Source organism: Paenisporosarcina antarctica (genome assembly GCF_004367585.1).
Lineage (GTDB): Bacteria > Bacillota > Bacilli > Bacillales_A > Planococcaceae > Paenisporosarcina > Paenisporosarcina antarctica.
The window spans coordinates 582,352-608,880 of the sequence record NZ_CP038015.1 but is presented as its reverse complement, the minus strand read 5'-3'; the positions used below and the strand labels follow the sequence as shown (position 1 = coordinate 608,880).

Here is a 26,529-nt window from a genome sequence, read left to right as displayed (position 1 = left end):
CGATTTTACCTCCTATTGCGTAGCAAGTTGCATAATATTTTCTTGAGTGGCTACGTCAATCGCCATCTCGCCTTTGATTTTCCCTTCGGCCATCACGTATATGCGATCGCTCATTCCTAAAACTTCACCAAGCTCTGATGAAATCATGATAATACTCATACCTTGGCTAATCAGCTTATTCATAATCGTATAAATTTCAAACTTAGCTCCTACGTCAATTCCACGAGTCGGCTCATCCAATATCAATATCTTTGGTCCTGCAAACAACCATTTACCTAACGATACTTTCTGTTGATTTCCACCGCTTAAATTTCCGACAACCTGTTCCAAAGAGCTAGCTTTAATATTTAATGACTTTTTATAATCAGTTGCGACTATAACTTCTTCATTCGTATTAATAATTCCATTCGTTGAGATGCCATTAAGATTGGCAACAGACACATTGTTTTTAATATCTTGTATCAAAAACAGTCCGTCACCTTTTCGATCTTCCGTTACATAAGCGATTCCAGCCTTGATTGCGTCCCTGGGATGTTTGATCGGTTTAGATGAACCATTCACAACTAAATCCCCCTGCAATTTATACGCTTTTGGATTTCCAAAAATGCTCAACGCTAGTTCAGTTCGACCCGAGCCCATCAATCCTGCAATGCCAATAATTTCTCCTTTTTTCACGTGAAGATTAACATCATTGACGACTTTACGTCCTAACTGGACATCAAATGCTGACCAATTCGTTAATTCAAGAACATTATCCCCAAACAATTTGTTCGCACGCTTCGGGTAAATATCATTGATTTCACGACCAACCATGTTCTTTATAATGACACTTTCAGAAATTTCACCTTTTGAAGCATCGAGTGTGCAAATTGTTCGACCATCTCGAAGAACAGTTGCTTTATCCGCAATTGAAATCACTTCTTTCAACTTATGGGAAATCATAATACAGCTAATCCCTTGATTTTTCAGTTCACTCAATACCTCTAACAAGTTCTCGCTATCGTCCTCATTGAGAGCTGCAGTCGGTTCATCTAAAATGAGTAGCTTTACTTCTTTACTCAGAGCTTTGGCAATTTCGACTAACTGCTGCTTTCCTACACTTAAGTCTTTAATAAGTGTTTCTGGCGTTACATTCAGTTTTACTTTTTTCAGCATTTTAGTAGACTCAACAATCGTTTGGTTCCAGTCGATGAATGGACCGCGCTTCACTTCGTTACCTGCAAATATATTTTCGTATACGGTAAGGTCTGGGAACAAGGCAAGCTCCTGATAGATAATGCCAATGCCTATCTTCACACTGTCACTTATTTTATTAAACTGCTGAACATTTCCCTCAAATACAATATCGCCTTGATAGGTACCATAAGGATAGACGCCGCTTAGTACTTTCATCAGTGTTGATTTCCCGGCACCATTCTCCCCGATTAAACAGTGTATTTCACCTTTTTTCACTTTGAAATTCACATTATCGAGTGCTTTTACCCCTGTAAATTCTTTCGAAATTCCATTCATCTCTAAAATGTATTCACTCATTTGATTGCCTCCTTAACAAAACAACTAGTACAATGGCGAAATAGTGATAGATGTATCTATCACTATTTCTCGTTCTACTTATATATTTTTGTTATTCCAGACCTGTAAATTCGCTTGCTTCGTAATACTCAGAATCAATAAGCTCTTGTTTAACATTTTCTTTATCCACTACAATTACATCTGTTTGTTTAGCTTTGACATCGACTTCCCCGTTGTCATAAGATCCAGTTGTTTCAGGTGTTTTGTCATCCAATACTTCTACTGCCATACCCATTGCATCTTTTACAAGCGTTCGTACATCTTTAAATACAGACATAGATTGTTTGCTGTCTAAAATGTATTGTATGGACGCTTTTTCAGCATCTTGACCAGTTACAAGGAAACTTGAAACCTCGCTATCTGAACCGAATACATCAGCAATCGAACGAGCCGTTCCATCATTAGGTGCAAGGATCGCTACATCGCCTTTCAACTCATCACTTACAGCTGTTAAATGTGTTTGTGCTTTGTTTTTCGCATCGTTTGCATCCCAGTTTGTTGTAATTTGACCAATGATTTTACTTTGTTGATCTCGTGAAAGGTCAGCTGTATCTTTTAAAGTTTCCGCTTCGCTAGAGTTTGCAATTTTGAATGTGCCATCAGCGATTTTTGGTTGAAGCACTTTCCATGCTCCTTCAAAGAATAAAAATGCATTATTGTCAGTAGCTGCTCCAGCGTATAAATACAAAGGAACGTCTGTACCTTGTGCATTGTCTACTAGGTATTGTGCTTGAGCCGCCCCAACTGCCAAGCTATCGAAAGTAACATAGTAATCAACTGCATCTGTATTAGTAATTAAACGATCATAAGAAATAACTGTAATTCCTTCTTTTTTAGCAGCTTCTACTGCAGCTGCTGCAGCGTCCCCATCTTGTGGACAAATAATTAATACATCGATTCCTTTACTAATCAATGTTTCAACGTTTTCTTTTTCTTTAGCAGAAGAACCTTGACTGAACAATATTTCACTTGTGTAATCTGTTTCAGCGATTGCATCTTTAAATCTTTGCTCATCTTGTACCCATCTTGGTTCGTCTTTCGTCGGTAATACGATACCTACGTTTACTTCATTACTACTACCATCACTACAACCTGCTGCGATAACTGTGAACATCATGACAACGATTGCTAAAGAAATTGCTTTCCAAATTCTACTCATTTCCATGCCCCTTTTCCCTTGTTTTCTTAGCTACAACTCAATTATAGCTATGGAAATCGGTTATGAAAGCGCTATCAATAGCACTCTTTTAGTATTACCTATACTTTTTCATCTTTTTCGAATTATTCAATTAATAATCTGCAAGACCTTCGTCAATAACATCCAAAGTTCTCTGAAAAAAAGAAGTTAATAATGATAGAATTACTGGTAAGTTAAAATATGTACAAATGAACAGGGAAAAAATTACAACTATGTTCAGGAAATTATCAATAAGAATTGGGGTCTTCATTTGAAATATTTATCTATCGGTATAATCCTTTCATTATCACTACTCACTGCATGTACAAAGGGATCAACAGGCGATGCCATGATTAAACATGCAGAGCTGACAAAGTTTGAAGAAAGTCTTGTTGATCTAACGAGTGAACATTCCTTTGTATTTGATTTGGAAATAAATAATGAGGAGATAACGGAAGTCATTACAATCGTTGATTATTATGAAAATGGTGAATTTGTGCGTCAGGTTGGCAACATGAGTTCAGAAATATCACAAGAAACTATTGACGATAAGATAAGAGTAGCCTTCATTCAACAAACTCTTAGTGAAAACGAAGAAAATTGGTTAATGTCGGTTATGAAAGACGATGGTCACTTGTCGAGTTCATCTCCGAATAATATAGATGGTAAAGAAAGAATAAATTTCGCTTCTGCCTCGGGGGGTGTAAATGAAGGCCCTTTGTCTATTGTAGAGAGTAATTTAATTGGTTCAATTGCATACTCAAGTAATAGTGACATTTCTGTTTTGAAAGAAATAAAAACAAAAGAAGATATAAAAAAAGCAACTGATTATGAGCAAGCGTATCTCATATCTGTTGAATTACGATAAGTTTAAATAAACCCTATAGATAGAAAAAATGAGCGGTGACTTAGTCACTGCTCATTTCTTACTCAAACTATATGTTTTTATATATTATTTAATACTTCGAGTGTTTCTAAAACATGATCTAGAAAATCTGCAATGTCACCCATATGCTGCTCATTAATTTTATGGTCAAATGTCATTTCAATAATGTCTAGGTAACTTTTCGCTCCTTGTTCATACACGAAGCTCAGTGTCTGAGTTAACTTAGAGTCAAGTTCCCAAATATCTGTTAGTGCTTGCTCTATCTCCTTACACTGTTTAGGTACATTTTGAACATGCTTATAAAAACGTAATAATAAAGTACAACCAGGATTTTTATCAGGTTGCTCCAATATCTCCGCTGCTAGTTCTTCTAAAGAAGCTTCTAATACAATTTCTGCTGTAACATCTAGTTGATCGACTAGCGTAAATCGAATGGCAAAATCCCTAGCCATAATGGAAAAATTCATTCGATCCAGTCGGTTCGTAATATTAATTTTGTGATTTATAGTATCTAGATCATACACATGATTTTCAAATGCTACTTTTAAATTCTCAAAAATTGTTGGATCATACATATAGATTCCTCCACTATTAATTTCCTTGAACTTTCCCCTATACTAACCTTCACCTTATGGAAGTAATCATAACATTTTCTTTCTCAAGCCCTGGCAGTACAATGGGACCATGTTATAATCAGACAAGCAATACACGATATTAGTATGAAAATTGTTAGATTTCTTTTTCAATGAGTAAACTAACTGTGTACAACTGACTATGTAAGTGAGGTGGAATATGAATATAAAAAATCAGATACCTAATCTCTTTACATTAGGAAATTTATTTTGTGGATTTTTGTCTATTGGCTATGCTGCAAATCATCAATATACAAATGCTGCAGTATTAATTCTCATTGGTATGATGTTAGACAGTATGGATGGTAGAATTGCAAGAATGTTACATGCTGAAACCCCTTTAGGGAAAGAATTAGACTCTTTGGCCGATATCGTAACTTTCGGTGTAGCTCCAAGTTTTTTGGTATACTACACGATATTTTTCAATAATGGATTGCTTGGTCTCGCTATCTCCGGGTTGTTTCCTCTGTTTGGAGCCTACCGGTTAGCACGATTTAATACCGCTCCCGAAGATGAGTCCAGTACTCACTTTACCGGTGTACCCATCACAGCCGCTGGTGGAATATTAGCATTATTAACATTATTTAATAATCAAATCCCGAGCATCGTAACAACTGTTATTTTTACAGCTTTATCTTTCTTAATGGTAAGTAAACTTAAAATACCTAGCTTAAAAGAGGTTCCTTTACCTAAGTATGGAACCATTGTAACGATATTTTTAGGGGCGCTTTTAGTCATAGTTAATATCGAATCCTATGGAAGATTCCCTTATTTAATTTACATAGCAACACCCATCTACATCATTTATGTAGCTTATTGGTTCATCAAAGTAAAAGGCAATAAGGGAAAAGGATAAACAGCACGCAAATATCCTAGGATTTAATGGGATTCCAGATATATCCTGACTGAAATTTAACCTTCTTCACCATAATTTAAAGAATTACAATTAAGAGCGATGTGACAAATAAATCACATCGCTCTTATCTGTTCCTATAGACAATCCTTCAGAGGATGATGTGCGTCCACCCTGATTGGACAACTACTGTATATAACGATTTTCTTCGAGTCACCATTAGTATTTACTTTACTGAAGTTATGCTTCTTACTTATGTAAATATTCATCTATCCAAACCTTCATTCCAACGGCTCTTTCACCCAAAATAATCCTGTAGTTTCCTTTGCATATTCTCTTTATGTGTGGCAAATTGCTTATGTCGGTTACCATTCGCACCTGATGAATGAGGAAATCCAATTAAAATCGATTCTTTAGTAATATAACCATTATCAGCAAGATACATTAACACCTTTGAAACATTAACTCCTAGTGGAATGATGAGTGGATCATTTAACTTGTTAATCTCCCCTGCTGTGTAATCAATAATATGTCTTTTTAGTACTTCTGTTTTTAGTATATCGGGTGTGGATCCACTGTAGTTTTTGCCGTTATAGAAAACAGGATAAGGTAATACCGACATCGTTTGAACCATATGACTAGCCGCACCAAAAAGTTCACTCGAAGATGATAACCCCAAATAATGGTTCAATCCAAGTTCGTCCAACATTTGAATTAGGTTTTTCCGCATAGGTCCTTCAAAGCTGGAGTTCTTCTTCACTTCATGAAGAATCTCTTCATCTGATATCTGCTGATCCATCACATTCAACACCGTTGAGTAGGATTTCTTCATTTGATGTAAACCGGGAGTAATCCCAACAATCACCACTTTGGCGTTCTCGTTAACATATTCAAAAGGAGCATAATAAATTTCAAGCTTCTTCTTGTCATCTTTCTCTAGTAGAAATTGGTCATTGATTAATGCATCATCATCAAAGGGGACAGGTATAGACTGGATCAATTTTTTATAAGTTTGGAATTTAGAATAATCTGCGATGCTCATGTATGTTTCCCCCTTCCTATTATTTTTTATAATTATACTAAAGTTTTTTAAAAATGGCAGGATGGACATAACAGGAAATTAAATCCAAATTCCCCATTTGGATATGTTAGAATAGTATTACTATTAATTTTTAGAGGTGAACATAATGAATATAGGTTCTGAAAAGGTACTTGCTCTTACGGATTTAACCATGAGTTATGGTGGGAAAAAAGTATTAAATGGTATAAATTTAGAAGTTTATCAAGGACAAATTATTGGATATATTGGTCCAAACGGTGCGGGTAAAAGCACCACGGTTAAAATTATGCTTGGCTTAATTGACGGATATGAAGGTAAAGTTGAAATTTTTGGACAAGACATTGCAATAGGCGATCATACATATAAACGAAGAATCGGTTATGTGCCTGAAAATGCGGAAGTTTATGATAATCTGACGGCAAGTGAATACTTAACTTTCAGTGGTGAACTATACGGGTTAGACCGAAAATATGCAGAGTTGAAAGCATTCAAACTGATGAATCAATTCGGACTTGGAAACATGTATCACAACAGAATTTCTTCTTACTCAAAAGGAATGAAACAAAAAGTTTTAATTATTTCTAGCTTATTGCACGATCCAGATTTATTGTTTTTAGATGAACCGTTAAGTGGATTAGATGCCAATAGTATGATGATTATTAAAGAGATGTTGTCACTGCTCGCTGCACAAGGAAAAACGATATTTTATTCCTCTCACATCATGGATGTGGTCGAAAAAATAAGCAGTAGAATTATTTTGATAGTAGATGGAAAAATTGTAGCTGACGGAAGTTTTGAAGAATTAAAACTCCAAAGTAAAGAAGGAACACTTGAGGAAATTTTTAATCAGTTAACTGGTTTTAATGAACACAAAAGTATTGCGGAAAACTTTGTTTCGACTATCAGAGATGTACAGAATAATGAATGAGTTCAAGTCTTTAAGATTTCTAGACTTATTTAAACGTTTATTTATTATGTTCGGGATTGATTACGAAGTAATGAGAAAAATTCTACAAATAAAGCTGACTATGGATCAAAGACGTGTGCCCACCATTTTCAATGGAGCGAAGAAATCGGAAGGGAATCAATTTCTTAAATCCTTAGGTTTATATGCTTTTTATGGCTTGATATTAATTCCTTTTGTCCTTTTAGGCGAAAATTATATGTTTCAAATGAGTCTTGTATTTGGAATGATCATGTTCATTTTAATGACATCGATGATTTCTGATTTTTCATCAGTATTATTGGACCTTAAAGATAAAGATATACTAAACACAAAACCCGTTAGTAAGAGAACCATTAGTACAGCAAAAACGCTTCATGTAATGATTTATATGTCTTTATTAACGGTTGCGCTTGTGACCATACCATTCGTTATCAGCATAGTAAGCCAAGGGATACTGTTTGCAATTCTTTTTTTGGTGGAGTTATTATTTGTCTGTATTTTTGTCGTTGTTTTTACCGCTTTAACCTACTTATTTATCTTGCGTTTTTTTAATGGTGAACGATTAAAAGATATCATTAATTATGTGCAAATCATTTTATCTGTAAGCATTTTGATTGGTTATCAGCTTCTAGCCAGATCTTTTGAATTAGTAAATCTAGATATTTCATACACTTTCAGTTGGTGGCACACCCTAATCCCTGCGTTTTGGTTCGGAGCACCATTTGAATTATTTCTCCATCAAAATTTTTCAAGTCCGATGATTGTTTTTTCAATGCTCGCCATTTGTGTGCCATTACTTTCTTTTTTCATTTATTATCGTTTAATGCCTTCATTTGAAAGCAATTTGCAAAAGTTGTTAACTGATACCGGAACAGGTAAAAAGAAGTGGCATGGAATTGATGACTTGTGGGCAAAAATTACCTGCTACAGCAAAGAAGAACGTTTATTTTTTCGGTTCGCTACACTAATGATGAAACAAGAAAGACAATTTAAGTTAAAAGTATACCCAGCTCTTGGACTATCAATTGTGTTGCCCATTATCTTTGTCTTTAATGAGCTTAGAATGAAATCATTCACAGATCTATCTCAAGGGAAAATGTACTTATCTCTATATTTTTGCAATCTCATGATTCCATCTATCGTTCATATGCTGAAGTTTTCAGGAAGTTATAAAGGAAATTGGATATATCGAGCTGCTCCGATAAGCCAAGTATCCGCAATTTACAGCTCAACACTCAAAGCTTTTTTAGTGAAATTGTATTTACCCGTATTCCTAATCGTCAGCATCGTATTTCTTTGGATTTTTTCAGTTAAAATTGTGCCAGAGTTATTTGTTGTCTTTTTGTCAGGGATTGTTCAAGTACTGATTACGTATAAGATTATAAACAATGAATTCTATCCTTTTTCTCAATCCTTTGAATTTGCACAAGAAACACAAACAGCTAAAAATTTTCTACTTCTATTGATCACCGGACTATTTGTAGGGGGGCATCTGTTAGCTTTAGTAATCCCGTATGGCATATACATTTATCTGTTCACATTACTCATCTCAACTATTGTCGGTTGGGCAATCATTTTCCCTAAGAAAACAGTCATATTCAATATAAAACAACCAGCTGATGGTTCTGATGTAACTAAAGTTTAGAAAAATTCATATCTTAGCTGTTGGATTTCTAATTGCACTAATTCCTGCTGCTAGTTGGCTTTTTGCGAATGTAATTTTAGGAGCACTGTCTACACACTTAAGTAAAACATTAAGAATGCGAAGTCTATAATTTCTATAGAAACTTCACTCTAAGAAAGGTCTGGTCTCAATGTTAAGTAGTACTGTCGCCATTTTTAGTACAGTAGTCTCCATTCTTGTAGTTTATTATTACGTGCAGAAGCTAGAGTTTGCAAAATATCAATCAAGTAGCGTTAAACTGTATGTAGCACGTGCCGGTGTAGGTATAGTACCTGTAATTTTATTATCTACCTCATTGTATTTTCTTTTGAGTCTTTTTTAATAATTGTGTTTCTCTTTAAGTTTTTCAAACAAAGATACAACGAATAGCAAATAAAGTTATTAACTAAAACAATTTTGATTCCAAATCATTTGAAATCAATGTAGTGAATTATTAAGCACATAACATTGACGAACTAATAATCGGACCTCGGATGTGTTCAAACAAAGAAAAGCTGCCATGTTAAGGCAGCTTTTTCTATTTATTAACAGCAAATCTGATATATATTAAACGTTTTTCATCCATTTCAAGTATTTTTCTATCACCTTGTTTTATTAGTGCTTCCTTAGTTTTCCGGTCTTTATATTATCATCCTTGATATTTCTTCAATAAAAGTAATTACATCATTACGTCTACAGTCATAAAGTGTATACCAATAAGGTTTACTATCTATATCCCACAAAGATGAAATCAATTAGAAACCCTGCAGCAATCAATAAAATTCCTACAGAGAAATGGACTTTCTTATCATTTAAACCTATTTTTTCAAACAGCCAAATAAGTAAGGCAATTCCGCCTAAATACTGAATACTGCTAATTAAGTAACTATTTGGGATAAGAAATAACTTTGGAAATGATTGATATATTCCTGCCATTAAGCCTAACAAGAATAAAACCAACGGCATTCTTAATTTCCACTGCATCCAATTCACTTTATTTTCTTTTAAATAATTCTCCACTTTTCACACCCCACTGTCTGAGAGTTAATATGTCCCCTAATTTGCACTTCCAAAAATGATCTGTTAATAAAATTCGACCTTTTTTTGACGATTTCTTTTCTGTAATTTACTAAAGTATCCGTTAGTTTAAGAGATTGGATAGGGAAAAAAATAAAATAAAAAGAACTAAAGTATAAATTACACTTATCTTCTTCGTCTTCCAAAGATCTAATAACTTCTTTGAAGTCAGTAAAAGTAATAATATTGCAGCTACATTTGAAAGTATTTTGTAATCACTAAATAAACCAGCAATAAAGACTAAAAGACTTAAGAACAGTAGAAGTTCCAATAAAATGGATACTGCATTGTTTTTTAATTCCTTTTTTATACCTTGATAATCCATTATCAAGACATATAGGAAAGGAACCACTATAACTAAAAAAATAATTACTTTTAAAAACAATACCACTCCCCCTTGAATTACTGCTTCTTGTTTTCACAAAATATTATTTGTATAACTGTAATATTCTTGAAAGACATAGCATATTCCTTCATCAACTAACCTATTCTCTGAGTAGAAGAGAAATATATATTTTATTCATTCAATGGTTTCCTGTCCGGTTCATGTCTTTAATATCTATAGGTTTCCGACACCCTTTTATCTACCTTATGAGCACAGTACTTAGTGCACAAAAAAATGATCAAAGTGAATAAGTCACTTCAATCATTTTGTGAAAGGAATATTAAAGTAACTTATAACAACCACACTAAAAATAAGACAAATTAGCCATACCCATATTGGTTTTTTGGGGTGGATAGCTATCACGGAAAACATCATAAACCAAACCACTACTGACCATGGCATGTTCCAGTCATTATGATGCGTTATGATTTTTAAGAATACCAAAAATGATTCAAATATTGACCACATAATGGCCCATATGAATATATAAGCAAGCTGTCTTAACATGACAGATGCATTTGGATAAAATGTTAAAAAAAGCAGAATGATTGAAGGGAATAGAAAGAAAATCATTCTAATTTCGTGCATCATTCGATTAGGAAACAAGAAAGATTCATTATATAACCACAACGGATAATCGGTAGTTAAGATGAAGGAAAGTAGACTAACAATGCTAATGAATAGAATAGTTGAATAGTATTTTCTCCAATTTCGCCAATCACTATATCGCCATGTCACAAATATGAGTGATACAGTAATAAATAATGGAGTGTACCAAGCAATTGTATGTAACATTTTATACTCCTTTTCAAAATAAAATGTATGGCATTTACATTAGTAACAGTAATTGTCTCTATATTAAGATACCCATCCTAGTCAAATAACAGACAGATGAATCCAGTTTATAGTGTAACCTTATGTTGATACATATGATTTTCAAATGCTACATTTTAAATTTCCCTTTAGCTTAGCCATTACCTAAGGGAAGTAATCATCATTATTATGTCCTTGGGATAGGATCAATTCATACTTAAGCAGCAAAAGACACCAGTAATATTTATAATAATGTCATTTTTCTTTCTAATTGATTGTTATACTATATTCATCTATATTTTTCGAGAATTGAGGATGTATTATGACAACAGCAAAAACAACTTCATCTTCAATGGTTTCCAATCCAGTCTATCCAATCATATTTGCGATTAGTGGCGTTCACTTATTGAATGATTCAATCCAATCAGTCATTCCAGCGATGTTCCCTGTCCTTGAAAAAGATCTTGGGCTTACGTTTACACAGTTAGGGTTAATTGCATTCGCATTGAATATGGTCGCCTCAGTACTACAGCCGGTCGTCGGTTATCTTAGTGATCTGAAACCCAAACCATATTCACTTCCATTTGGAATGATGGCTTCATTTCTAGGGATTTTAGGACTAGCATTTGCCCCAGAATATTGGATGATTCTAGTTTCCGTCATTTTTATTGGACTTGGTTCTGCCATTTTCCATCCAGAAGGTTCCCGCGTGTCTTTTATGGCAGCCGGACATAAAAGAGGTCTATCACAATCCATTTACCAAGTGGGAGGAAATACAGGACAAGCATTAGCCCCGCTTATCAGCGCATTTATCTTAGTACCTCTTGGTCAAAGAGGCGCTGCTCTATTTTTGCTAGTCGCTGGTCTTGGCATTTTTATATTAATGAAAATTTCAGCTTGGTATAAGGCACAGTTAGAACAAGAAAAATTACTGAAGCGTAAAAGAGTACTATTGTCTTCAATGGCGAATTTAACGAAAAAACAAATAGGTGTCGCACTTGGTCTGTTACTCATGATTATCTTCGCCCGCTCCATTTATGTGACGAATATAACAAGCTTTTATATCTTTCATTTAATAGAATCTTACGGGTTAACGATTCAAAAAGGACAGCTCATCATCTTCTTATTTCTAGCAGTCGGAGCAGTCGGCACATTTTTCGGAGGCCCTTGGGCAGATAAAATAGGACGAAAAAATGTCATTGTATTATCGCTTATAGTCCCAGTACCATTATGCCTTCTCCTGCCATATGTACCATTACCAGCAGTGATTGTTCTACTAATACTTATTGGATTTTTCATCATGCTAAGTTTTTCGGTCACTGTGGTTTATGCACAGGAACTTGTGCCGAGTAAGATTGGGACGATGGCGGGACTAACAGTTGGACTCGCTTTTGGAATGGGGGCTATAGGGGCAGTTGTGATTGGTATTTTGATGGACCATATTGGTATATATACGACCATGATCATCATTTCATTGTTACCAATACTAGGACTTGTTGGACTTGCACTCCCTCGTGATCAAAAGATGACTTCACCACCGCTGATTACTAAGTAATATGGGCGATTAGGAGAGGCATATGACTATGAAGCTCATATGCTAGAAAGTATGCATACCATACAGAAGACACCTCCAATCGAGATTATAGATTGGAGGTGTTTTCGTTTCGTGGATTAGTAAATGGTCACCTACTGAACAAAAAGTAAGTGGTTCTTATATTAGAACTAGACCACCCTTGTACTTTCAATACTGTCACGGTGAATAATCTTACATATACAGTTTTGTTCTGTACACAGTCAGAATTCCCTTCACTTACAACCCAGTAGAGCAAAACAAGACGATTCGCCAACCATCCGGATCTTCAATGGTAATTCCAGAGTCTTGCCAATAAGGATTTTCTGCTTCAACTTCGTGATAGCCCATATCTGCCAACCTACTTGTGACCTTAGATATCACATTCCAATCCGGTAAATAATAAACAAGCAAATTATCTTTAGTTGGAGCAGGACAAGGTGTTCCTGCAACATGACTGGTAAACTCCAGATGTACATGGTTATCAGGTAGCCCATACATCACACCATCATATCCATTATGTCCCCAAAACTCACCGACTTTCTGCAGTCCTAAACCTACTTCATAAAATTCAATGACCTTATCCAATTGGGTTGTTGGTCTTGCAATTCTCATTTGCAAAACTGGAAGTGCATCTGTCCATGGCTTTTTCACCTTGACCGTATAAGGTAAACTCGGATGTTCCATTACCTGATATTGCTCCCCTTCGACTTCAACTGTAATTGGATGAATTGTTGCTGGTCTATCTGTCGGATACCAATTCCGACCTTCTTTCACCAAAATAAAAGTTCCAACCTTATCTCCATAAAAACGAAATGTATTTGAGTTCGTTTTGTTATCATTCGTGATTGGTGATAAGAACTCACTCATGGACTCAACATTTTCACAAGGAAGTCCTATTTCACACACATCATACCACCCCAAATTATCTGCATTACCAGGAATATCACGCTCCAACATCTCGACAATATTGTCGTCTGGATCAGTAAAATATGCACGCTTTCCCTCCCAATACCCACTCAATCTCCCATCGGAATCAGGTAAAAGATTGACGTTACTACGCATGATTTTACTAAACATATAATCAAAAAAATCAAGATTACTCCTTAATGCAAAATGGTACAACGGTGATTCCACATGGCCTGATTGCTGAAAGGTAATATGTGTATTCCCTGCCCTTACTGTAAAAAAGCCTTCCTTTGCCCTTACGATGGGCATCTCTAAAACTTCAGAATAGAACTCTTTCATTTTTTGTATATTTACTGTCTCCAACACGATTCTTAGAATTTTCATTTTCAACACCTCAAATCAATTGTACAAAAAAACTCTTCCAAACCACATGTACAATGGGATGAAAGAATTCTACATCTTTAGGATGAGCAAAGAAAAGAAACCTACTAACGTTAGGAGACTCTCATTACTTTTTTTCTTGTGTCATTACTATAAAAGGTGTCTCACTCGGATTTACCTACTTTATCTTTCCTGAGTATTATTGCGGCTAAAATGTTTCGTTGATTTCCCAAGACTCAACCATTTGTCAGGCTACAATAGGTTCATATCCCATACCCATAAGATATGCAATAGCAGAAACTTCTCGTAATGCTGTGTGTAGGAAGTATATTGCGCTTCTTTTAATTCGTATTGAACAATTCCTTCCACTTCGTTCAACACTTTGTTCTTAAAATAATATAGGTTGTAATGAGGAGTTTGATTATGCTGATGTGGGTTATAACGGTAATAACGATCAATCATTTTAAATCAACTCCTATTTGCTAACAATAGGAGTCTATGTCCGTTTACCATGTCGATAAGGGCAAATAAAATCAAAACCTGAAACTAATCATACTAATTAACGATCAATGCAATTGTAGTGAATACTCTGAGGTTTTTCATCCATGGTGAACAAATGTGTCCACACTTAGAGCATCAAAAAAAGTAGACTATTTTCAAAAAGTTATATATTGGTAATTAATAAATATTCTTCCTCCTGACATTAGCTTATTACCTTAAATCATGTATACTTATTCTCTTTAACAAAGGTCCATCCACTGTCCTAAATAGTACTGGTTGTCCTTCCGATATAGCATATTCACTTAATGAAAAAGTACCTTTCATCGCTTCCATCTGAACATCTACACGAACCTGGATTTTTTTCAATTCCGCTTCTATTTCTTTGGCAATACTAGTCGTGAATCCCTTCGAAAAGCGAATAACAATATCAATATCACTCGATTTCGTTGTCGTTTCTTTCCCACTCGCCAGTTCAAACCCAACACTTCCTACTGGGCCCCAATTGAGTGAATAGGTATTCATTAATTTGCTAACTCGCCCCAAATAATTAAAAATTTCTTTAGAATTGTCGTTCCATTTCCTTTCTTGCGCTAGCTGTTCCGGCGTAATCCGCCTCACAATTTGTTCTACTGGCAAGAAGGCGGCGAACCGCTCATTTCTCTTCGGACCACGTACTCCAACTGGCACAAGTCCTTCACTTACCTTGGCACGCCTCACTACTACAAAAGGTACATTGGCGATTGACGTTTCAACCCATTCTGGTAATGGTGAATTACTGATCAAATTCTTAACACTTTCAAATTCCAACAAGTCATGTGTATTTAATTCCACTGCTCACTCAACTTTTCTCTGACTAAAATTGATGCTGCCCTGCCAGATTGAGCAAAAGAAGACTTTAACCGTACACTTAAATCAATTGAACCATCCATCCAAACATCTTCAATGGCAAGGTGTATCTCTTTATATATGATGTCCCTCTCTTTTTTCCCAGGAGTGTCTGCTTCTACTCCATCTACTAACGAGGACAGGGCACCTAACTTTTCGAATGACTCAACATCATACGCCATTGCCGGTACTTTTTTCGTAGCAGCTTCCAATTCTTCAAGACTTCTCTGAGTAATCCTAGCAGCCGATTGTTTCGACATGACATGTACATTCACACCATCATCACGTAGTGCAATCAGTCGATTCGCCTGCATACCATGTGCCAAAAATGCACCTGATATCGCATTTCCCGGTATGAATGCAATTACTGGATGACCATTCAATCTTGCTGAAGCATAAGCATCCACCGCGGCTGCACAAGCTTGGTGAATACCGAGAAGTTCTTCATGATAGCCGTAAGCCTGACCCGGAACATCGACGATTGCGACAATGGTACGCTTTTCACTATTTTTATCCTCTTCCATGGCTTCTCGAACATGTTTTGCGATTGACCAACCTTCCTGTAAACCCACTTCACCTTTTCTCGCACGCGGAAAACGATTTTGAGAGTCAGGAACTACGGCAATAAATCGAACTGCTTTCTCTCCAATCATACTGTCTGCTACTCGAACAGATGGTATATCCCCTATTTCTAAAGCATCATCACGTAGCAAATCAAACCATTTTCTCCCACGCCCCATGGCTTCTTCACTCTCTAAAATAATCGATTTATCCTCCTTAATCACTGCATTTTTAGACTCAGTCCAAAGCAACCCTACTTTTTCAGATGACAATCGATGCTCTGGATCGACCAAACTTAAAAATGTTTCGTACCGACTTACCTGCTCTGTCCTAGGAACAAGTATCGTATCGTCGTTTATATAAGATGAAATCACTTCTATGATAGATTCTATATCATCTTCGATCATAACATCTGCAAAACCAGCAGCGGCCCGCTGTTCTCCTCCAATCGTTCTCCAGATGAGTAGCCTGTCTTTCGAATCAAATTCACGGATACCAGCTTCCTGTTCTATTACTTCCGGACCGTTTAGTCCAAGACGTCCTCCACGAGTCATAATGATTGTGCTGCAAAGACCAGCAGTAATGGACATTCCTCCAAATGCTCCGATTTTCCCAGGAATGACTGCGATAACTGGGACATAACGTCTTAACTCCACAATGGCTGCACAGATTTCAGCGATTGATAGTACACCATAATTTGCTTCTTGAAGTCTAACGCCTCCTGTATCTAAAACCAACACAGGGATCGTTTTTGTACCAGCTTTACAATCTTTTAGCGCCATTTCAAGTACACCAGCAATTTTCGAACCAGATACTTCACCAATCCCGCCACCCAGGAAATTTGCCTCTATCGATATGACAACCGCCAGCTGTTTGTTAATTGTTCCTTTAGCAATAATAACTCCATCATCACTTTGCGGTACGATTCCCTGTGGCTCCAAATGAGGGGATTCTAGATCATCCCATGGGCCAAGCAATTCTTTATAGGTACCATTATCTAATATCCCATGAACTCGCTCGCGTCCGTTAGATTCTACAAAACTGGTTTTTAGTGTTCTAATCATTAGAGATTACCTCCAGTGCCTGTTCAAGACGGAGTTTCACTACACCCGGTGTTGCACCGAAGTCGTTTATTTTAACCTTCACTGCAACTTCATGCTGTGAGAAAAAACGTTGAACAACAGATTCCCAAGTATCTTTATATCCAGTTATTCCTGTTCGAATCGTCACTTCCGTTTGAGAACTACCTGAAGGTTCCATCATAATTTCTAAATCACCTGATCCGACGACACCTACATGTGCGAGGCTATTAATTTTTTTCGTTGCAGGAAACGTGAATGTCATACTTTCCAAATGAAGCACCCCCATTTAATTTGTATATACATAATCTTTACGAGTTATTTTTTCTGTTTTATTTGCTTGGATTTTATCTAAAAACAGCGTAGCAGCTAGCAGATCAGCACTGCCACCTGGTGAAATATTTCGTTTTGTGAAAGTCTCATCAAGTGTATTTAGCCAATCCAAATTGCCATTTGTTAGTAAATAATGTGCCTGATGTTTGGCAAACGATAGGGCTTCAAGTCCTTGACGATGTAAAATACACGTATCATCCAGCTGGGCAATTAATGAAAGAAGCGCATTAAGTCTGGCTTCTTCTTCCGTATAACCTGACTCTCTTGAACGATTTAACATAGGGAGAGAAAAATTCATAATATTTGGAAATCCTTGTTGAGCTTCCCCTCTTGCTCCACCTACACCATATTTTGTAGTAACATTACTACCATTTGTAATAGTTTCCGGACAATACCTATCAGTAAAACGAGCTAATTCACCGGCCAATGTAACAATTTCTTCTATGTTATACATTCCTTTTCCCATCGAGGTAGATGATACGAGCAGGCCGATAGCCCAAATAGCCCCTTTATGCGTATTCACTCCGAAAGTAACTTCAAACATTCTTTTTTCTCCAGCACGACCAATCTCTGCAATTTCTTCTCTTAGAGATTGTGAAGGACTGCGTCCATAACTAATGAATGCAATTTTTTCAAAAGTTTCTGTGAGTGATTCCGCTGATATTCTCATCAATTGAAGAGTTATGTCATGGTGCGCACCATTATTTCTTTTGTCAACAAGTCCTGGCTTCGGTGTAAGTTCAACTTCTTCTATTAATGAATGAACGGCTAATTTAGCTGCGGTGATACTAAAAGATTTCTTCTCGTTAAACATTTCGCTCCTCCTATTTTACCAACTCCTGAATTTTGCCGGCGGTTCATATAGCCCATCTGACCACTCGACAATTTCCTCTATATTTTTTGCAGCAAGTAGTGACCGCTTTGCATCAGTTCTGCGAATTTGTAAATCTTCCGGGAATGCGATCAATCCTTCACGTCGCAATTTATCTGTTTTATTCGAATTGTGCTTTAATCCAACTGAAGTAACACCAGCTATGGCTGCAATGGCTTCCCTTCGCTTTTCCATGCTGTCAGCCTTGTACAGATATGCAATCCCCTCTTCAGTTACAACATGCGTGACATCATCACCGTATATCATGACCGGTGCTGTAGCCAGTCCAGAATCTTTTTTCACGTCAATTGCATCTAGGGACTCGACAAAAACAGGCTTATTTCCAGCTTGGAATGTCTCTACCACTTGCACAACCAGTTTTTTCCCACGAGCTAATGGATCTTCTGACGTTATCATGTTTAACCAGGCAGGTGTTGAATGACGGCGTCCACCGGGATTATGTCCCATATTAGGTGCCCCTCCGTAACCAGACAATCTGCCTCTCGTTACAGTAGAGGAATTTCCTTCCTCATCTATTTGTAAAGTGGAACCGATAAACAAGTCAACTGCATATTGTCCTGCCATTTGTGAAAGAGTCCGATTTGAGCGCATGCTGCCATCACGTCCAGTGAAAAACACATCACGGCGGGCGGCTACATATTTCTCCATGCCAACCTCCCCACCAAAACAATGTACACTTTCGACCCAGCCACTCTCAATCGCAGGAATCAATGTAGGATGAGGATTTAACGCCCAGTGTTTGCAAATTTTACCTTTCAATCCGAGTGATTCTCCATATGTCGGTAGCAGTAATTCAATTGCTGCAGTGTTATACCCAATACCATGATTCAACGACTGTACTTCGTGCTTTTCATAAATACCGCGAATAACCATCATCGCCTGCAAAATTTGAATATCGGTAATGTGACGGGGATCGCGTGTAAATAATGGTTCAAGTTCATACGGTTTATCAGCAACCACAATATAGTCAATCCACGATCCGGGTATATCAACTCGCGGTAAATCATCCGTTAATTCATTCACCTGCGCGATGACAATCCCATCGCTAAATGCGGTAGCTTCAATAAGTGTCGGTGTTTCTTCCGTGTTCGGTCCTGTATAAAGATTTCCAAATCGATCCGCTTTATCCGCTGCGACCAATGCAACAGACGGAATCAAGTCTATGAAAAGGCGCCCATAAAGTTCAAGATACGTATGAATTTCTCCCATCATCAATTGCTTATCTTCAAGCATTTGAGACATCCGGAGGCTTTGCGGACCTGCGTAGGCAAAATCCACTTTCTTCGCAATGCCACGCTCGAACAGATCAAGATGTTCAGGTCTTGAGATACTAGACATAATCATGTGCAAATCATACAAGTTTTTAGGATTCGTTTGGGCAAGTGCTTCTGAAAGAAACGAAGCTTGCTTTTGATTGTTTCCTTCTAGAACTACACGATCGCCAGGTCTGATTAGCTTTTCCATTACATCTACAATTTGATCAGTTGGGATCACCATCCCGTTTACCAAACCTTTGACACTATCTATTCGTCTATTTTTCGCATCGAGCCGTGTCGTCCATATCCGTTTTTTATTACCAAACTGTTTTGTCGATTCCATTACTCATTCCCCTTTCATCATTTCAATAGATGTTGTTTTGCAACAAACTGACAATCATCAAAACCATTCTCCGCTACTGATAAAACTCTAGCCTCCGGAAAAGCCTTTGTTGCTAAACGTGACAGCACTGATCCCGGAGGCATCTCGATAAAAAGTCTTGCTCCTTTTTCATACAGAACCCTAGAAGCATCATTCCATTGAACAGGAGAAGAAACACTTTCAGCGAGATCTTGCCGTATGTCGACAGGGTCATACAAAAGACGTGCCCTTCGATTTCCCGCATATGGAATAACTGGCTTATAAAATAAAATATCATGAAGCGCTCCAGTTAGATCATCTGAAACAGATGATAAAAGTGGACAATGTGATGGTGTACTAACATTTAGCATTGTGGCACAACGTGCACCATTCTGCCGTGCATGATCGAGTACATTTTGTAGCCCTGGTAAAGCACCAGAGATCGTTATTTCATCTTGGGAATTTTGATTCGCCATAAATACAGGACTTTTTTCATCGTAATGTTCAGCAACAAGCGATTGAAGTTTATAAAATCCCATCCCTAGTACAACGCCCATGCCATATCCTTCTGGGTATGCCTTTTCCATTAACTCGCCACGTAACTTGACGATTTTGACTGCGTCTTTAAGTTCAATGACACCCGCAGCCACCGCGGCGCTAAATGCACCGACAGAATGACCCGCGACAAAATCAGGTTTTACTCCTTCAGCTTCAAATGCTTTAAAAGTAGCTACTCCCGCAGTCAAAAGTGTAAGCTGAACAGCCTTTGTTGAAACAAGTGCCTCTTTCGAATGGAAATTGAAAACGCTCTCATTTAATGTTTCGGTAACTGTATTTAGCACATTTTCTACTGCAGCACATTTTGGCAAATCATTTAGAAGTCCTGGCTTCTGGGAACCCTGCCCAGGAAACAAAAAAGCAAGCTTCACATTGTTAGCCTCCTTAGATTTGATAAACTATGAACGAGTCTTTTTTTGGATACTACTTATCACGTCTCTATTATGTTTCGATAAAACTACTGACAATTCTGTAAAGTTTTGTTGTTCTAACAATTTTATTATGATTTCATGTTCTAAAATGGATTTTTCTATATTCCCTTCGTTAGTAAAAGAGTTACTTTGAATTTTTAACAACGGCCAGCCAAGACGAGAGTACATATCATTAATCATTTCACTTTTACTCATCTTAATAAGACACATATGAAAAGAGTGATTTAATTGAGTATAGGAATAGACATCCTCAACTTTTTTCATTTCTTCAAATAGTTGATTCATTTCTTTTAATAAAACGTTATCTATCCCCTTCTTTTTAATTCTATCCATCCCCATATTTTCAAGCATATTTCGAATTTCAAGAAGATCGTATATTTCATCTTCGGTATAATCTTTTACAATCGCTCCCTTTCGTGGAATTCTTTCAACCAGCCCTGCAATTGCAAGTAAGTATATTGCCTCACGAACTGGTGCCCTGCTCGTACTGTATTTTTCAGCATAGATATGTTCAACTAACTTGTCACCTGACTTAAGTACACCGGTAATTATCTGTTCTGTTATATGTTCTGCAATTAAAGTAGATAATGCGTTATTCATGAAATTGAATTTCAAGTTGAAGCCCCTCTCTTGAATTTAGAATATAGTCGACCGTCGACTATATTATACAAACAAACAAAAAAATATTCAATGTTTTTAGAAAATTAAAATAATTGTTTGCTTTTTTATTTTTTTCCCTTTATGATAAATCCAGAATACAGTCGACTGTATATTTTTTAAATGTAAGCGCTTGCTTTAATATCTATTTTGTTTTCTTTACGGTGTTAACTACTTTAATAAAAATAAAACAGTGAGGTGTAAATATGGTTATTTTTGGTGTAGCATTACTGGCAATTTGTATGCTGATTGGTGTTTTTTTGGGTGAATTATTAGGTCTCTCCATTGGTATTGAAGCAAATGTAGGCGGTATAGGTCTTGCGATGATAATACTCATTCTACTCGTTGATTACTTAAAAAAACGTGACAAACTTAGTCAGCCGGCTCAAGAAGGGCTCGGTTTTTGGAGTGCGATGTACATTCCAATCGTCATTGCAATGTCGGCTAATCAAAATGTAGCTGGCGCACTTGACGGCGGCCCGCTCGCCATTATGGCAGGGATTGCAGCTGTTGTAATTAGTTGGATGCTTGTTCCTCTTTTAAGTAAGGGTGGATCTGAGACAGCAATTGATAAAACTGTAGAAGAAAATACTATTATTATAGGGGACGAAGATTACAATGCTCGAAACATTAAGTAAAGTTTTTTCAAATAATCCACTGATAGTTTCCTTCGCAGTCATTGGTATAACGATGTACGTCGCATACGTTCTTTCTGATAAATTAACAAAAGGACGAATCCACGGGTCAGCAATTGCCATTATTCTCGGTTTATTACTGGCCTATATAGGAGGAGTGCTAACAGGGGGCGAAAAAGGGCTAGCGGATATTAGCATCTTTGCTGGGATCGGGTTAATGGGCGGTGGAATGCTTCGAGATTTTGCGATTGTTGCTACTTCGTTCGGCGCTAGTTTCGATGAAATTAAAAAAGCTGGAAAGAACGGTGTTGCAGCTCTGTTCATTGGTGTCATATTGTCTTTTGTTGTTGGTGTCGCCATTGCTTATGCTTTCGGCTATAGGGATCCTATCAGTCTCACAACTATTGGTGCAGGCACAGCAACTTATATTGTTGGTCCCGTTACTGGGGCTGCAATTGGGGCGAGCTCTGAAGTAATTACTATCAGTATCGCAGCCGGACTTGTGAAATCAATCTTAACAATGATTGGCACCCCGTTTATTGCTAAGTACATTGGTTTAAATAATCCTCGCTCAGCCATGGTTTATGGAGGGTTGATGGGAACAACAAGCGGTGTTGCCGCCGGTCTTGCTGCAACAGATCCTAAATTAGTACCTTATGGCGCTGTCACAGCAACATTTTATACAGGTCTTGGCGTCTTATTGGCTCCATCAGTATTGTATTTAATGACAAAAGCTATTTTCGGATAGAAAAGAGGACGATCCTATAAGTCATTATTTACTGACTTATAGGATCGTCCTCTCTTATTTTTATAAAATATTGATAATGTCAGAGAGTTACTTGCAGGCGGCAGTTGTATTTATATTACTCCAGTTTGAAATATTATTTCCTTAGGGAAACCGCATTTCATTACTTGAGTATCGTATGTATCGAATTTAGAATAATATGCTATGAGTATAGGTGTCTTCCCTTTTATTTTTCATCATTTGAATAACTAATATTATAAAAATTAAGCTACTAGCTTAATTGCTGGATCCCTGCTTTATTAATGCAATTGATCTATCTCTTCTAGCATTTTGGGTCCAATTATAAGTTTTTTAAGAGTTTATTAATTCAGGATACGCAGATAAGCCTTCCAAGGTCCAACATCTTCTTTATACCGTTTTGCCATCACTCTGGCAATTTGGGATATATGATCAAGATCATGGGCAACCCATGTTGATATTTGTTCTCTAAGTTTTACACTTCCAAATTCCGGATGTAAACCCGTTTGTTCTAAATCTGTAAGAGAGTTAATTAAACTGCTTAACCTTTCTAGGCTATTCAAACGGAGTTCAGTAAACTCACTAAGCAATTGTTCAATAGTTTTCTGTGAGTTTTGGTGAAGTTGACTAAAGCGATCAAATACAGGGAAGTTTTCCGTTTCTCCCTTTGAAATAATTGTTTCTATTCGTGGAATCCAATTATATTTTTCCCCTTCGATAAGGTGGCCAATTACATCAAAGGCATTCCAAGTTGCTTCTCCTTCGTCACAAACAGTCCATGAATTCGATAATCCAATAAGTAAATTACTAAGAACTTTTGGTGTACGTTCGAGTATTTCAATTGCCTCTTCAATCTGAAACTTCATTATGATAACCTCCCTCTATAAATAGTTTATCATTATCCCTTTTCTATGGGTGGCACTTTTTCCTTTGTTGGTACCTGTGCATTTTTGAGGATAAAGTGCCACCCATATTTTTTAAAAAAAGTTTTCAAATCCGTAAAAAAGTTGAAGCGACCGAAATTTAATTTCAGTCGCTTTATTCATTAATTTAATCAGTTTCTGCAAATGAGACTTATTGATTCTTCATAAATCCAATAACTTTGCCGTTAATCAACACATCTTCTTTCTTCATTTGGATTGGTTCGTATTTCGGGTTCTCGGAAAGGAGTAGGATGGAGTCACCCATTGGCATGAATTTCTTCATGGTCGCTTCTTCGTCAATAATGGCAATGACAATATCTCCATTAGAAGCAGATTGCTGACGATTGACGATGACAACATCCCCTTTATCGATACCTGCATCCTTCATACTATCGCCTGTAACAATGAGTGCAAATGAGTTTGATTCAGATACAACCCATTCTTTAGGCAGAGTAAGGACAGAATCATACACAATATTGATGGATATTGGAACGCCTGCTGCCACATCGCCAATAAGGGGAATCTTGCATTTCATATCAAAATTCACCAATAAGCCTGATTCTACGTCCGTAATTTCAACAATATTTTCATTGTCTAACTCTGTTGACATGCTATACTTTTTATTATTTTTCAAGTTTACATACAATTTTCTATTTTTCGTTTCAGGTAAAAATTGCGGTTGGCATTTCGGCAGGTCATTGAGAACCTCACCTGATCGATCCATACAAATCACATCGATTCCATCCGTAACGATTCCATAACGGACACGTGAATTTGCTTCTAGATACGATTTCAATTGTTGGGTGGCATCTTGAATTCCACTTCCGAACCGTTTCACTTCAGCGAAGATATACGGAACAATTTCACCTTTGGCATAGATCTGCACAGCAATATCAATATAGCCTTTTTTTGAAAACTGCTGTACCGGAAACTCCAGTTCCAACAAATCAAGTGGATATCCATACGTTTGGTATAGCTCCCGTATCAACCATTGACGGACAACTTCTTCTTTAGAATTTAGATCAGTCACTTGGTTTGTTAGCTCATACCCTTGAATTCCAATGGATTGGAAAGGACGTAATTGGCAATCTCTTTGCATCCGAAGATATTCCATATTCATTTCTTTAATAAATTTGGTTGGCTTATTAACGGAAGACATATATAACAATTCATTTGCCCGCGTCATCCCTACATACAACAATTTGCGATCTTCTGAATCCATCATTTCTTCTTCATCCAAATCATAAAGTCGCGTATTCGGGATGACACCTTCATTCAAATCAATCAAAAAGATGACTTTGAATTCTAGCCCTTTAATCGAATGCATGGTCACCAATTTCACTTTATCCGACTCAAAATTGGCTTCCGAAGACTGAAGGATTTCACATGCAATTCCCCCACTCTGTAATCCTTGGCTCACGCTCTCAATAATTCTTTTTTCTTTAGCTACAATACATATTTCAGCATATCGATAATCATTTGTAAGCGTCTGTATTTCTTTAATTAAAAAGTTGATTTGATTTTGGCTTGACGTAAAAAAACGATAAATAGGTGGATGACCATGCCGATCAATTAATGAAGGCTTTACAAAGTCTACATTCGCATTAATAGAAGAATCATTTTCAATGAGCTGGTAGGCTGCCTTTGAAATTTCAGTCGTTGTACGATAATTTTTACTGAGAATTCTTGATTTCCCACTCATATCGTACCCTATTGATGTATATGGTCTTCCTTTTCCGAGCCATGATTGCGAATAAATACTTTGTGTATTATCTGCAACAAACATGATCGACGAATATGCTTTCTCCTGATATATACATTTTAAAAATTCTAGCTGCACTTTCGTCAAATCTTGACTTTCATCTATGATGACATGTGTATACTTCCCGTGATTCATTTGCTGGGCTTCTTGCAAAGCCAATAAGTTCATTTGTTTAAAGGTTAGATAACCTTCTTTGGCAAGTAATTCGTTAAATGTCTCCATCAATTCAAAGATTCCTGCACGAAGATCTGAGTTTCTCGAAAGTTTTTGAGGTGCCCCACTCCCACCCGATGCTCGGCCTGTTCGATCAATTTGTTGATACGTGGCTACATCTTCAATCTGACAGGCGTTAATCCAAGTTACTTCATCCAATAAGAAAAGACTATTTTTGGGAGATATTATTTTACTCTTCGGGTATTTGTGTTGCACATGGTGGATCGCCTTTATCATTACCTTATGATCCAACATATTATTAGAGGGTTTCAATGAAAGGTTCAAACGGCGTATGTGCTGTGTAAAATATTTATACATGAGGCTATCAATCGTTACAATTTCAACCTCACTTTCCTTGGCGAATAACTGTTCATATTTTTCCTGCTCTTCATCGGCAAGTTTTTGATATTGATATTTTATGTATTGTAGTAGTGTTTTATTGTAAGTGACGAGAAGAATCGTATCATCTTCTTCATGACTGTAATGATTTTGCAAAAAGGAAATGCGTCTAATTGCCACAGTCGTCTTGCCTGACCCTGCAACACCTTTAACCATCATATGACCATTTGGTTCGAGCTCTACAATCCTTCGTTGCTCCATATTTAGTTTCATCTTGCCACCTCCATTCTAATAGTTATCAGGGACTTTCTTCTTATATCTATTTTAGATACTGATTAGGTATATAGCAACTTTCTTTCTAATATTGAAGAAATTGACTTGTGTTATTGTTTCCTTGTGCAAGTGTAGGTTATCTGGGGAGTATCGCTTGATGGTAAAAGTCTTCTTTTTGCTAGG

Annotated in this window: 25 protein-coding genes and 1 pseudogene; 7 read left to right on the top strand and 19 right to left on the bottom strand. The window is 36.8% G+C overall.

Translation table 11 applies throughout. From position 1 onward, the window contains the following. Positions 1-12: 12 nt before the first annotated feature. Entirely contained in the window at positions 13-1,533 is a 1,521-nt protein-coding gene (locus E2636_RS03010; protein WP_134208887.1) for a sugar ABC transporter ATP-binding protein, read from the bottom strand. A gap of 91 nt (positions 1,534-1,624) precedes the next feature. Then, positions 1,625-2,731 (bottom strand): sugar ABC transporter substrate-binding protein, encoded by a 1,107-nt coding sequence (locus tag E2636_RS03005; protein WP_134208885.1) that lies wholly within the window; start codon positions 2,729-2,731, stop codon positions 1,625-1,627. A 289-nt stretch (positions 2,732-3,020) separates the two neighbouring features. Between E2636_RS03005 and E2636_RS03000 the strand changes: the two genes are divergently transcribed. After that, on the top strand, positions 3,021-3,617 hold the full coding sequence (locus E2636_RS03000) for a hypothetical protein (RefSeq protein ID WP_134208883.1): 597 nt from the start codon (positions 3,021-3,023) through the stop codon (positions 3,615-3,617). 77 nt (positions 3,618-3,694) lie between these two features. Here the strand turns inward: E2636_RS03000 and E2636_RS02995 are convergent, their stop codons facing one another. Next, positions 3,695-4,210 (bottom strand): hypothetical protein, encoded by a 516-nt coding sequence (locus tag E2636_RS02995; RefSeq protein ID WP_134208881.1) that lies wholly within the window; start codon positions 4,208-4,210, stop codon positions 3,695-3,697. A 217-nt stretch (positions 4,211-4,427) separates the two neighbouring features. Here E2636_RS02995 and pssA point away from each other — a divergent pair, with 217 nt between their 5' ends. Then, a complete protein-coding gene (gene pssA / locus E2636_RS02990; protein WP_134208879.1) occupies positions 4,428-5,123 on the top strand; it encodes a CDP-diacylglycerol--serine O-phosphatidyltransferase in 696 nt (231 codons plus the stop codon). 295 nt (positions 5,124-5,418) lie between these two features. Here the strand turns inward: pssA and E2636_RS02985 are convergent, their stop codons facing one another. After that, entirely contained in the window at positions 5,419-6,162 is a 744-nt protein-coding gene (locus E2636_RS02985; RefSeq protein WP_134208877.1) for a hypothetical protein, read from the bottom strand. A 145-nt stretch (positions 6,163-6,307) separates the two neighbouring features. Between E2636_RS02985 and E2636_RS02980 the strand changes: the two genes are divergently transcribed. Beyond that, positions 6,308-7,108, top strand: coding sequence for an ABC transporter ATP-binding protein (locus E2636_RS02980; RefSeq protein WP_134208875.1), 801 nt, complete (start codon positions 6,308-6,310; stop codon positions 7,106-7,108). A 100-nt stretch (positions 7,109-7,208) separates the two neighbouring features. Beyond that, positions 7,209-8,771, top strand: coding sequence for a hypothetical protein (locus tag E2636_RS02975; RefSeq protein ID WP_243840716.1), 1,563 nt, complete (start codon positions 7,209-7,211; stop codon positions 8,769-8,771). Positions 8,772-9,515: 744 nt separating this feature from the next. Here E2636_RS02975 and E2636_RS02970 read toward each other — a convergent pair. The 3 genes from E2636_RS02970 to E2636_RS02960 form a co-directional block, all read right to left on the bottom strand. After that, on the bottom strand, positions 9,516-9,809 hold the full coding sequence (locus E2636_RS02970; protein WP_134208870.1) for a hypothetical protein: 294 nt from the start codon (positions 9,807-9,809) through the stop codon (positions 9,516-9,518). 121 nt (positions 9,810-9,930) lie between these two features. Further along, positions 9,931-10,251 carry a hypothetical protein gene (locus tag E2636_RS02965; RefSeq protein WP_134208868.1) on the bottom strand — a complete coding sequence of 107 codons (321 nt, stop codon included), beginning with the start codon at positions 10,249-10,251 and terminating at the stop codon, positions 9,931-9,933. 261 nt (positions 10,252-10,512) lie between these two features. Beyond that, on the bottom strand, positions 10,513-11,046 hold the full coding sequence (locus E2636_RS02960) for a CBO0543 family protein (protein WP_134208866.1): 534 nt from the start codon (positions 11,044-11,046) through the stop codon (positions 10,513-10,515). A gap of 340 nt (positions 11,047-11,386) precedes the next feature. Between E2636_RS02960 and E2636_RS02955 the strand changes: the two genes are divergently transcribed. Further along, positions 11,387-12,619, top strand: a complete 1,233-nt coding sequence (locus E2636_RS02955) for an MFS transporter (RefSeq protein ID WP_134208864.1) — start codon at positions 11,387-11,389, stop codon at positions 12,617-12,619. A 255-nt stretch (positions 12,620-12,874) separates the two neighbouring features. Here the strand turns inward: E2636_RS02955 and E2636_RS02950 are convergent, their stop codons facing one another. From E2636_RS02950 to E2636_RS02910, 10 genes and pseudogenes are all read right to left on the bottom strand, one after another. Beyond that, the gene (locus tag E2636_RS02950; RefSeq protein WP_243840764.1) at positions 12,875-13,249 is read right to left on the bottom strand and encodes a VOC family protein; all 375 of its coding nucleotides are present in this window, start codon (positions 13,247-13,249) and stop codon (positions 12,875-12,877) included. Positions 13,250-13,606: 357 nt separating this feature from the next. Continuing rightward, positions 13,607-13,927 (bottom strand): annotated as a pseudogene (locus E2636_RS19630) (VOC family protein); the annotation flags it as partial. A gap of 249 nt (positions 13,928-14,176) precedes the next feature. After that, the gene (locus E2636_RS02945) at positions 14,177-14,386 is read right to left on the bottom strand and encodes a hypothetical protein (protein ID WP_134208862.1); all 210 of its coding nucleotides are present in this window, start codon (positions 14,384-14,386) and stop codon (positions 14,177-14,179) included. A gap of 249 nt (positions 14,387-14,635) precedes the next feature. Continuing rightward, positions 14,636-15,256, bottom strand: coding sequence for a malonate decarboxylase holo-ACP synthase (locus E2636_RS02940; protein ID WP_134208860.1), 621 nt, complete (start codon positions 15,254-15,256; stop codon positions 14,636-14,638). Next, on the bottom strand, positions 15,247-16,935 hold the full coding sequence (gene mdcD, locus E2636_RS02935) for a biotin-independent malonate decarboxylase subunit beta (protein ID WP_134208857.1): 1,689 nt from the start codon (positions 16,933-16,935) through the stop codon (positions 15,247-15,249). Before mdcD ends, E2636_RS02940 begins: the two co-directional genes overlap by 10 nt. Then, positions 16,928-17,224: a malonate decarboxylase subunit delta gene (locus tag E2636_RS02930; protein WP_134208855.1), complete on the bottom strand. Its 297-nt coding sequence runs from the start codon at positions 17,222-17,224 to the stop codon at positions 16,928-16,930. The genes mdcD and E2636_RS02930 overlap by 8 nt, the downstream gene beginning before the upstream one ends. Before the next feature lie 15 nt (positions 17,225-17,239). Then, positions 17,240-18,097, bottom strand: a complete 858-nt coding sequence (locus E2636_RS02925; RefSeq protein WP_134208853.1) for a triphosphoribosyl-dephospho-CoA synthase — start codon at positions 18,095-18,097, stop codon at positions 17,240-17,242. Between the two features lie 15 nt (positions 18,098-18,112). Then, a complete protein-coding gene (mdcA, locus tag E2636_RS02920) occupies positions 18,113-19,774 on the bottom strand; it encodes a malonate decarboxylase subunit alpha (RefSeq protein WP_134208851.1) in 1,662 nt (553 codons plus the stop codon). A gap of 17 nt (positions 19,775-19,791) precedes the next feature. Next, on the bottom strand, positions 19,792-20,721 hold the full coding sequence (locus E2636_RS02915; RefSeq protein ID WP_134208849.1) for an ACP S-malonyltransferase: 930 nt from the start codon (positions 20,719-20,721) through the stop codon (positions 19,792-19,794). A gap of 27 nt (positions 20,722-20,748) precedes the next feature. Further along, positions 20,749-21,381 (bottom strand): GntR family transcriptional regulator, encoded by a 633-nt coding sequence (locus tag E2636_RS02910; RefSeq protein WP_134211732.1) that lies wholly within the window; start codon positions 21,379-21,381, stop codon positions 20,749-20,751. A gap of 263 nt (positions 21,382-21,644) precedes the next feature. Between E2636_RS02910 and madL the strand changes: the two genes are divergently transcribed. Together madL and madM are read left to right on the top strand one after the other, a co-directional pair. Continuing rightward, the gene (gene madL / locus E2636_RS02905; protein WP_134208846.1) at positions 21,645-22,076 is read left to right on the top strand and encodes a malonate transporter subunit MadL; all 432 of its coding nucleotides are present in this window, start codon (positions 21,645-21,647) and stop codon (positions 22,074-22,076) included. Next, complete coding sequence (gene madM / locus E2636_RS02900) at positions 22,057-22,821, top strand: malonate transporter subunit MadM (protein WP_134208844.1); 765 nt, start codon at positions 22,057-22,059, stop codon at positions 22,819-22,821. Before madL ends, madM begins: the two co-directional genes overlap by 20 nt. Positions 22,822-23,180: 359 nt before the next feature. Here the strand turns inward: madM and E2636_RS02895 are convergent, their stop codons facing one another. Next, entirely contained in the window at positions 23,181-23,702 is a 522-nt protein-coding gene (locus tag E2636_RS02895) for a DinB family protein (protein ID WP_134208841.1), read from the bottom strand. Positions 23,703-23,910: 208 nt separating this feature from the next. Continuing rightward, entirely contained in the window at positions 23,911-26,346 is a 2,436-nt protein-coding gene (gene lexA / locus E2636_RS02890) for a transcriptional repressor LexA (protein WP_134208839.1), read from the bottom strand. Between the last annotated feature and the right edge of the window lie 183 nt (positions 26,347-26,529).

Excerpts from the sequence above, each read along its gene's own strand:
- lexA (WP_134208839.1), bottom strand. The coding sequence starts at position 26,346 with ATGAAACTAAATATGGAGCAACGAAGGATTGTAGAGCTCGAACCAAAT.
- E2636_RS02955 (WP_134208864.1), top strand. The coding sequence starts at position 11,387 with ATGACAACAGCAAAAACAACTTCATCTTCAATGGTTTCCAATCCAGTC.
- E2636_RS02950 (WP_243840764.1), bottom strand. The coding sequence starts at position 13,249 with ATGAGAATTGCAAGACCAACAACCCAATTGGATAAGGTCATTGAATTT.
- E2636_RS02980 (WP_134208875.1), top strand. The coding sequence starts at position 6,308 with ATGAATATAGGTTCTGAAAAGGTACTTGCTCTTACGGATTTAACCATG.
- E2636_RS02985 (WP_134208877.1), bottom strand. The coding sequence starts at position 6,162 with ATGAGCATCGCAGATTATTCTAAATTCCAAACTTATAAAAAATTGATC.
- E2636_RS02945 (WP_134208862.1), bottom strand. The coding sequence starts at position 14,386 with ATGATTGATCGTTATTACCGTTATAACCCACATCAGCATAATCAAACT.
- E2636_RS02960 (WP_134208866.1), bottom strand. The coding sequence starts at position 11,046 with ATGTTACATACAATTGCTTGGTACACTCCATTATTTATTACTGTATCA.
- E2636_RS02895 (WP_134208841.1), bottom strand. The coding sequence starts at position 23,702 with ATGAAGTTTCAGATTGAAGAGGCAATTGAAATACTCGAACGTACACCA.
- mdcA (WP_134208851.1), bottom strand. The coding sequence starts at position 19,774 with ATGGAATCGACAAAACAGTTTGGTAATAAAAAACGGATATGGACGACA.
- E2636_RS02995 (WP_134208881.1), bottom strand. The coding sequence starts at position 4,210 with ATGTATGATCCAACAATTTTTGAGAATTTAAAAGTAGCATTTGAAAAT.
- E2636_RS02975 (WP_243840716.1), top strand. The coding sequence starts at position 7,209 with ATGGATCAAAGACGTGTGCCCACCATTTTCAATGGAGCGAAGAAATCG.
- E2636_RS02910 (WP_134211732.1), bottom strand. The coding sequence starts at position 21,381 with ATGAATAACGCATTATCTACTTTAATTGCAGAACATATAACAGAACAG.
- mdcD (WP_134208857.1), bottom strand. The coding sequence starts at position 16,935 with ATGATTAGAACACTAAAAACCAGTTTTGTAGAATCTAACGGACGCGAG.
- madM (WP_134208844.1), top strand. The coding sequence starts at position 22,057 with ATGCTCGAAACATTAAGTAAAGTTTTTTCAAATAATCCACTGATAGTT.
- E2636_RS02925 (WP_134208853.1), bottom strand. The coding sequence starts at position 18,097 with ATGTTTAACGAGAAGAAATCTTTTAGTATCACCGCAGCTAAATTAGCC.
- E2636_RS03005 (WP_134208885.1), bottom strand. The coding sequence starts at position 2,731 with ATGAGTAGAATTTGGAAAGCAATTTCTTTAGCAATCGTTGTCATGATG.
- madL (WP_134208846.1), top strand. The coding sequence starts at position 21,645 with ATGGTTATTTTTGGTGTAGCATTACTGGCAATTTGTATGCTGATTGGT.
- E2636_RS03010 (WP_134208887.1), bottom strand. The coding sequence starts at position 1,533 with ATGAGTGAATACATTTTAGAGATGAATGGAATTTCGAAAGAATTTACA.
- pssA (WP_134208879.1), top strand. The coding sequence starts at position 4,428 with ATGAATATAAAAAATCAGATACCTAATCTCTTTACATTAGGAAATTTA.